Source organism: Phenylobacterium sp., assembly GCF_031412415.1.
Taxonomy (GTDB): domain Bacteria; phylum Pseudomonadota; class Alphaproteobacteria; order Caulobacterales; family Caulobacteraceae; genus Phenylobacterium.
Genome location: NZ_JANOCX010000201.1, coordinates 19,357 through 27,091 on the forward strand (window position 1 = coordinate 19,357; position 7,735 = coordinate 27,091).

Genomic DNA, 7,735 nt, shown 5'->3' on the forward strand with positions numbered 1-7,735 from the left:
GGCCGTTCAATCGCCCCGTTCGGGCGCAGCTTCAAGCGGGGCCTGTTGTCGCGTGGGCCTGCGCTGTGGATCACGGAGGATGGCGATGATCTCGGCGACCCGCTTGCGCGCGGGCTCCAGGCCATGGCCGGTCTCTATGATGAAATCGGCCCGCTGGCGCTTCTCGGCGTCCGGAAGCTGGCGCGAGAGAATGGCGTCCAGGCGCTCGGGCGTCATGCCCGGCCGGGCCAGGACCCGCTCGCGCTGCAGCTCGGCCGGGGCCGAGACCACGATCACGGCGTCCATCCTGGCCTCGCCGCCGGTCTCGTAGAGTAGGGGGATGTCCAGCACGACCATGTCGGCCTTGGCCGCCATCGCGTCCTCGAAGAACTTCGCGCGGTCGACGCCCAGCAGCGGATGGACCACCGCGTTCAGCCGCGACATGGCCTCGTCATTGCCCAATACGGCGTTTCGCAGGGCCTCGCGGTCCACGGCGCCGTCCTTGGTGACGCCGGGAAACGCGGCCTCCAGCGGCGCCACCGCCGCGCCGCCCTTCAGGTAGATCGCCGCCACCGCCGCGTCCGCGTCGTAGACTGGAATGCCGGCCTCTCGGAACATGGCCACGGTCGTGGACTTGCCCATCCCGATGGAGCCCGTCAGGCCTATCGTCAGCATCAGCGCGGCTCCAGCAGCTTGAGCGCCAAGGCGCGCACATCGACCTCGGCCGACGGAGACCGGCCGTAGAAGGCCTCAAAGGAGGGCGCCGCCTGGCCGATCAGCATGGCCAAGCCATCCACCGTTTGTCGGTCCAAGGCCCTGGCGCGCGCCAGGAAGGGCGTGATCAGCGGCTTGTAGACCATGTCCATGATGACGCAGCCGGCGGGCGTCGCCTCCAGGGGCGCATCCAGATCGCCTTCTCCCGCCAGCCCGGCCGAAGTGGCGTTGATCACAGCGATCACGCCGTCGAAGGCCGCCGCCGCGCGGTGCAGGCCGAACGCCTCGCCCCCCAGGATGTCGGTGATCGCCTGGGCCTTGGCCTGGGTCCGGTTGACGATCCGCACGTCGGGGCAACCCGCCGCCGCGAAAGCCGCCGCCGCGCCCCTCGCACCGCCGCCGGCGCCTAGGATCGCCACGGGTCCGGCCTTTGGGTCGAACCCCGGCGCCTGCTCAGCGAAGGCCGCCAGCAGGCCAAGTCCGTCGGTGTTGTCGGCGGCGATCTCGCCGTTGGGCTCGAACACGAGGACATTCGCCGCCCCCGCCATGGTGGCTCGGTCGCTGGCCCGGTCGGCGAGCGCCAGGGCCTGGCCCTTGAAGGGCAGGGTGACGTTGAGTCCGCGCAAAGAGCCGCCGCGCAGGCCGTCCACGAAGCTGGCGAAGCGATCCTCGGCGATCCGGAAGGCGACATAGGCCCCGTCGATCCCCGCCGCCGCAAGCCAGGCGTTGTGCAGGGCCGGGCTCATGGAATGGGCGACCGGGTTCCCGACCACCCCGGCCAACAGGGTCGCGCCGCCGATCATGGCTTCAGCGCTCCATGCCGGCGCAGCAGGTCCAGCAGCCCCATCAGCGGCAGGCCCAGGATTGTGAAATAGTCGCCCTCGATCTTCGAGAAGAGCTGCGCGCCTGGGCCCTCCAGCCGGTAGCACCCCACAGAACCCAGGGCTTCTTCGCCCTCCGCCGCCAGGTAGTCGGCCAGGAAGGCGTCGGAGAAGTCGCGCATGGTCAGGGTGGCCGAGACGATCTCGCGCCAGATCGGCGCCCCGTCCTTGGCGACAACCACCGCGGAGTGAAGCTTGTGCGGCTTGCCGCGCATGGCCTTGAGCCGCTCGGCGGCGGCGGCTGTCGTCTCGACCTTGTCGTAGAGCTTGCCCTCGAACTCCAGGGTCTGGTCCGAGCCGATCACCAGGCCGGGTCTGGAGCGCGAGACCCTGATCGCCTTCAGCTCGGCCAAGGCGTCGGCCACGTCGCGGGGGGTGGCGCCCTGCGCCAGCATGGCGGTTTTCACCGCATCCTCGTCGACCCCGGCCACCGAGACCTCGAAGGCCACTCCTGCTCCGGTAAGCACGGCCCGGCGCGCGGCGCTCTTGGAGGCCAGGATCACGGCCGGCGGGCTCAACCCAGCACCTCGACCTGGCCGTGACCGCCATGCAGCAGGTTCAGCACCGCCGCGGCCGTCTCCTCCACACTGCGGCGGGTGACGTCGATCACCGGCCAGCCCTGCCGCTCATAGAGCCGCCGGGCCTTCACGGTCTCCTCGCGGACAGCCTCGATGTCGATGTACGACGACTCCCGGTCTTCCTTCAGGCTGAGCAGGCGGTTGCGGCGAATTTGGATCAGGCGGTCGGGCGAGATGGTCAGGCCCACCACCAGAGTGTTCTTCAGCTCGAACAGCTTCTCCGGCGGCGGCCGGGTTGGCACCAGCGGCACATTGGCCGCCCGCACGCCGCGGTGAGCCAGGTAGATGCAGGTGGGCGTCTTTGAGGTCCGCGAAACGCCCACCAGCACCACGTCGGCCTGTTCCAGATCCTGGCCGCCCTGGCCGTCGTCGTGGCCGATGGCATAGTTCAGCGCGTCCATGCGGTTGAAATAGTCGTTGTCGAGCGCGTGCTGCACGCCAACCCGGCGGCTGATCGAGGCGCCCAGATAGCGCTGCAATGACGAGACCAGCGGATCCAGCGCGGCGATGCAGGGCATGTCCAGCCGCCGCACCCCTTCCTCCAGGGCCGTGCGCAGCTGGTCGTCGACGATCGTGTGGATCACCACGCCGGGCGCTTCTTCGATATCGGTCAGGGCCCGCTCGAGCTGTCGGGGGGAACGGACCAGGGCGTAGATGTGCTCGATCGGCAGGACGCTCTCGAACCGGGCGCAGACCGCGCGGGCCATGGCGTTCAGGGTTTCTCCGGTGGAGTCGGAAACCAGGTGCACATGGAAGTAGGTGGCGAAGCGCGGGGTCGAGGTCATCGGATCCTGGAGCGGTTCGAAAGACTGCGGCGAAATGCCATCAGCGGAAATCTGGGGATCAAAGAGTCGATACCTTCTTAGCGAAGGCGAACGAAATTGGGGATAGCCGCGGTTCCGCCGGGCGCCCGGTGGACGACCGGGAGAACTCGGCCGGTTTGCCGCCGACCGATCCACGGGCTGTTGGGTTAATGAAGTCTTACCAAGGTATGACCAAAGCCTTAACGAACGACCGCCGTTCGATCAGGTTCGGCGCCCGTGCAGGGGTTAACAAAAGGTAAACCCTAACGGGAGGTTAACGATGATCCCCGTTTTTCACAGCCTCGCCGGCGCGACGCTCAAAAGTGACGCAAGGCTTGTGGGAAAAGGGTTGGCGACGTGGCGTGGGCGCGACTTCTCCCCATTGCTCCACGGCCCTCCTTCTACCCCTTCCATCTAGATTCAAGATTCTAACGAGGAAGAGGGCAGGCGCGTTTACACCCAGGCCTTGAGCCGGACGCGGTAAGCCGATTTAACGAGCCTCATGTCAGAAGGTTCAAAACCGCGCCTGTTGCGCGCGCTCGCCGGCGAAACCCTCGATCGGCCGCCAGTTTGGTTCATGCGTCAGGCCGGGCGGTCGCTGCCGGAGTACCGGGAGCTGCGCACCCGGGCCACCGACTTCATCGCGTTTTGCCACAATCCAGAAATGGCGGCCGAGGCGACCCTGCAGCCCATGCGCCGGTTCCCGCTGGACGCGGCCATCGTGTTCGCCGACATCCTGCTGATCCCCCGGGCGCTGGGCCAGGAGGTCTGGTTCGAGGCCGGGGAGGGACCTCGCCTTGGCGAACTGCCGTCGCTGGACAGCATGACCGACCAGATCGAAGCCTCCACCGGGCGTCTCAGTGAAATCGGCGAGACCCTGAGCCGGGTCCGCGCCGAGCTGGAGCCGGACCGCGCCCTGATCGGCTTCGCCGGCGCGCCATGGACCGTGGCGACCTACATGATCGAGGGTCGGGGCTCCGACCGTTCCGGCGCCCGGACCTACGCCTATCAGCATCCGGAGAAGCTGGACCGGTTGCTGGACATCCTGGTGGAGTCCACCGCGCGCTACCTGGTCATGCAGGCAAGGTCCGGCGCCCAGGTGCTCAAGCAGTTCGAGAGCTGGGCGGAAGGCCTGGCCGAGGACGTCTTCGAGCGGATCGTCATCAAGCCGCACAAGGCGATCATCGACAAAGTGAGGGCGGCCGGGGTCGACGCACCCTTCATCGGCTTCCCACGGGGCGCGGGCGCGCTCGTGGAAAGCTACGCCGCCCAGGTTCCCGTCCAGGCCGTGGCGCTGGACACCCAGGCCTCGGCGGCGATGGGCCGGAAGATCCAGGCTGGCGGCAAGACCATCCAGGGGGCACTGGACAACCTGCTGCTGCGCGCCGGCGGACCAGCCCTGGACGCCAGGGTCGACGCCTTGATCGCGCAGTGGAACGACGGGCCCTACATCTTCAACCTCGGCCACGGCGTCTTGCCCGACACCCCCATCGAGCACATCGAGCGCACGATCCGACGGGTGACCGGGCGGTGAACAAGCTCGCTGTCGTTCTCTTCAACCTGGGCGGTCCCGACGACCAGGCCTCGGTGCGTCCCTTCCTGCAGAACCTGTTCAGCGATCCAGCGATCATCGACCTGCCGGCGATCGCGCGGGGGCCGCTGGCCTGGCTGATCGCCAAGCGGCGCGAGAAGCCGGCTCAGGCAAACTACGCCCTGATGGGCGGTGGCTCGCCGTTGCTGCCGGAGACCCGCAGGCAGGCGGAGGCGCTGGAGGCCAGCCTGGCGGCGGCGCGGCCGGACCTGACCACCAAGGTTTTCATCGCCATGCGCTACTGGAAGCCTTTCGCCGACCAGACCGCCAAGGAGGTCGCGGCCTTCGCGCCGGACGAGATCGTGCTGCTGCCGCTCTATCCGCAGTTCTCCACCACGACCTCGGCGTCATCCTTGAAGGACTGGGAGGCCGCCTATGCCGGTCCAGGGACCAGCCGGACGGTCTGCTGCTTCCCCACCACGCCGGGCCTCACCGACGCCCACGCCGCGGCGATCCGCACCACCTGGGAGGCGGCGGGTAGCCCCACGAACATCCGCCTCCTGTTCTCCGCGCACGGCCTTCCGGAAAAGGTCATCGCGGGCGGCGACCCCTACCAGGCCCAGGTGAGCGCCACGGCCAAGGCCGTCGCCTTCCGTCTGCCGGAGTTCACCGATTGGGAAATCTGTTTCCAGAGCCGGGTGGGGCCGCTGAAGTGGATCGGACCCTCGACCGACGATGAGATCCGCCGGGCCGGCACCGAGGGCAAGGGCGTCCTGATCTGCCCGATCGCCTTCGTTTCCGAGCATGTGGAGACCCTGGTGGAGTTGGACCACGAGTATGGCGAGTTGGCCCATGAGGTCGGCTGCGCGCCCTATCTTCGTGCCCCGGCGCTTGGGACCGCGCCACGATTCATCGGCGCCCTGACCATGGCGGTGACCAACGCCCTGGCCCGGGCCGGCGGACCCGCGCCCGACGGACCTTGGCGCTGTCCGCAAGACTATGCGAAATGCGCCTGTCGAACGGATAGGGGAGCTGCGGCGTGAGCCTGTATGATCTGCTACGCGGCCTCCACATCATCGCCGTCATCGCCTGGATGGCTGGGATGATGTACCTGCCGCGGCTCTACGCCTATCACACCGAGACGGCGCCGCCCGGCAGCGAGTTCGACGCGAACTTCCTGGTTTGGGAGCGCAAGCTCCTGAAGATCATCATCAATCCGTCGATGGTCTTGACCTGGATCCTGGGTGTCAGCCTGATCTTCTGGCACGTGCACGCGGCCAAGGAGGGTTGGGGTTTCCTGGCCCAGCCCTGGATGATCGTGAAGCTGGCCGCCGTGATCTTCATCTCCGGGTGGCACGGCTTTCTGGCCGGCGCGTACAAGAAATTCCTGGCGGGCAAGCGTCCGAAGTCCGCGAAATTCTGGCGGGCGACCAACGAGCTGCCGTTCCTGGCGGCCGTTGTGGCCGTGCTGGCCGTCACCCTCCAGTTCGGCCAGCGCTGACCCTGCCGCGTCGCCCTCGGTGACGGCGATGCTTGACCCGTCGCCCCGCATGTGGTTCCGCTCACCGTACGCGGCGTCGGTTTCCCGAAGCTGCGCCCCGCCCTACTTCCGTGCGCCGCGCGCTTGCCAAAGCCGCACCGGCCCGGCCCTCGAAAATCAATCGGCGTTCCCCTAACGCCCCCGACGATTCTCCCCGCGCCCGAAGACCGTTCGGCCGCCGTGGACCTATCAGAGTAACTCCATGACTGAAGACACCCCCATCGAGCCTGTCGACACCGAAGTCGAAGCCGAATCCGCCGTCGAGGACGCGCAGCTCCAGGCGCCGGCCAACACCGCCGGCGACGAAGACGGCGACGACGACAATTCCGAGGTTTCCGCGGCCATCGCCGCCATGGGCCTCACCCGCATGTCGCTCCAGGAGCTGAAGGACAAGTCGCCCGTCGACCTGCTGGCCTTCGCCGAGACCCTGGAGATCGAGAACGCCAATTCCATGCGCAAGCAGGATATGATGTTCGCGATCCTGAAGACCCTGGCAGAGGAGGAGATCGAGATCTCCGGCTCGGGCACCCTGGAAGTGGTGCAGGACGGCTTCGGCTTCCTGCGTTCGCCGGAAGCCAACTACCTGCCGGGTCCCGACGACATCTATGTCAGCCCCTCGCAGATCCGGAAGTTCGGCCTGCGCACCGGCGACACCGTGGACGGGGCTATCCGCGCGCCCCGTGAAGGCGAACGCTACTTCGCCCTGACCAAGGTCGATCTGACCAACTTCGAGAACCCGGAAAACGTCCGGCACAAGGTTCTGTTCGACAACCTGACCCCGCTCTATCCCGATGAGCGGCTGAAGATGGAGATCGAGGACCCGACCCTGAAGGACCGCTCGGGCCGGCTGATCGACATCGTCGCCCCGCTGGGCAAGGGCCAGCGCTGCCTGATCGTGGCGCCGCCCCGGGTCGGTAAGACCGTGATGCTGCAGAACATCGCCAAGTCGATCGCCGCCAACCATCCTGAGTGCTACCTGATCGTCCTGTTGATCGACGAGCGGCCGGAAGAAGTCACCGATATGCAGCGCACCGTGCGCGGCGAGGTGATCTCGTCGACCTTCGACGAACCGGCCACCCGCCACGTCCAGGTCGCCGAGATGGTGATCGAGAAGGCCAAGCGCCTGGTGGAGCACAAGCGCGACGTGGTTATCCTGCTGGACTCGGTCACCCGTCTCGGCCGCGCCTACAACACCGTGGTGCCGTCGTCCGGCAAGGTGCTGACCGGCGGCGTCGACGCCAACGCCCTGCAGCGTCCCAAGCGCTTCTTCGGCGCGGCGCGGAACATCGAGGAGGGGGGCTCGCTGACCATTATCGCCACCGCCCTGATCGACACCGGCAGCCGGATGGACGAGGTGATCTTCGAAGAGTTCAAGGGCACCGGCAACTCCGAGCTGATCCTAGACCGCAAGGTCGCCGACAAGCGCATCTTCCCGGCCATCGACGTGCTGAAGTCCGGCACCCGCAAGGAAGAGCTGATCACGCCGAAGGAACACCTGCAGAAGACCTACATCCTGCGCCGCATCCTCAACCCGATGGGCGCCCAGGATGCGATCGAGTTCCTGCTCGACAAGCTGCGGACCTCGAAGAACAACGAAGACTTCTTCGATTCGATGAACCAGTAAGGCCTTTCCGTGATTATCGAACATGCGTTGTTGCACGTTCGTGCAGGTGAGGAGTTGGCATTCGAGGCCGCGATGGCAGAAGCAA

At 67.1% G+C, this 7,735-nt stretch carries 8 protein-coding genes; 4 read left to right on the forward strand and 4 right to left on the reverse strand.

Annotation, left to right across the window (positions count from 1 at the left end; genetic code table 11):
* Nucleotides 1-6: 6 nt before the first annotated feature.
* Genes coaE through RMO04_RS09850 form a run of 4 tightly spaced genes read right to left on the reverse strand, consistent with a single transcriptional unit; the run spans nt 7 to nt 2,937 of the window.
* Nucleotides 7-654, reverse strand: a complete 648-nt coding sequence (coaE, locus tag RMO04_RS09835; protein ID WP_309644604.1) for a dephospho-CoA kinase — start codon at nt 652-654, stop codon at nt 7-9.
* Nucleotides 654-1,496, reverse strand: coding sequence for a shikimate dehydrogenase (gene aroE, locus RMO04_RS09840; RefSeq protein WP_309644605.1), 843 nt, complete (start codon nt 1,494-1,496; stop codon nt 654-656). The genes coaE and aroE overlap by 1 nt, the downstream gene beginning before the upstream one ends.
* Complete coding sequence (locus tag RMO04_RS09845; protein WP_309644606.1) at nt 1,493-2,092, reverse strand: Maf family protein; 600 nt, start codon at nt 2,090-2,092, stop codon at nt 1,493-1,495. Before RMO04_RS09845 ends, aroE begins: the two co-directional genes overlap by 4 nt.
* Nucleotides 2,089-2,937 (reverse strand): pyruvate, water dikinase regulatory protein, encoded by an 849-nt coding sequence (locus tag RMO04_RS09850; RefSeq protein WP_309644607.1) that lies wholly within the window; start codon nt 2,935-2,937, stop codon nt 2,089-2,091. The genes RMO04_RS09845 and RMO04_RS09850 overlap by 4 nt, the downstream gene beginning before the upstream one ends.
* A gap of 520 nt (nt 2,938-3,457) precedes the next feature.
* Between RMO04_RS09850 and hemE the strand changes: the two genes are divergently transcribed.
* The 4 genes from hemE (at nt 3,458) to rho (ending at nt 7,650) form a co-directional block, all read left to right on the forward strand.
* Nucleotides 3,458-4,489, forward strand: a complete 1,032-nt coding sequence (gene hemE, locus RMO04_RS09855; protein ID WP_309644608.1) for a uroporphyrinogen decarboxylase — start codon at nt 3,458-3,460, stop codon at nt 4,487-4,489.
* Nucleotides 4,486-5,529, forward strand: a complete 1,044-nt coding sequence (gene hemH, locus RMO04_RS09860; protein ID WP_309644609.1) for a ferrochelatase — start codon at nt 4,486-4,488, stop codon at nt 5,527-5,529. Before hemE ends, hemH begins: the two co-directional genes overlap by 4 nt.
* Nucleotides 5,526-5,987 (forward strand): CopD family protein, encoded by a 462-nt coding sequence (locus tag RMO04_RS09865; RefSeq protein WP_309644610.1) that lies wholly within the window; start codon nt 5,526-5,528, stop codon nt 5,985-5,987. The genes hemH and RMO04_RS09865 overlap by 4 nt, the downstream gene beginning before the upstream one ends.
* 241 nt (nt 5,988-6,228) lie before the next feature.
* Complete coding sequence (rho, locus tag RMO04_RS09870; RefSeq protein WP_309644611.1) at nt 6,229-7,650, forward strand: transcription termination factor Rho; 1,422 nt, start codon at nt 6,229-6,231, stop codon at nt 7,648-7,650.
* Nucleotides 7,651-7,735 lie beyond the last annotated feature (85 nt).

Excerpts from the sequence above, each read along its gene's own strand:
- coaE (WP_309644604.1), bottom strand. The coding sequence starts at position 654 with ATGCTGACGATAGGCCTGACGGGCTCCATCGGGATGGGCAAGTCCACG.
- RMO04_RS09850 (WP_309644607.1), bottom strand. The coding sequence starts at position 2,937 with ATGACCTCGACCCCGCGCTTCGCCACCTACTTCCATGTGCACCTGGTT.
- rho (WP_309644611.1), top strand. The coding sequence starts at position 6,229 with ATGACTGAAGACACCCCCATCGAGCCTGTCGACACCGAAGTCGAAGCC.
- aroE (WP_309644605.1), bottom strand. The coding sequence starts at position 1,496 with ATGATCGGCGGCGCGACCCTGTTGGCCGGGGTGGTCGGGAACCCGGTC.
- hemE (WP_309644608.1), top strand. The coding sequence starts at position 3,458 with ATGTCAGAAGGTTCAAAACCGCGCCTGTTGCGCGCGCTCGCCGGCGAA.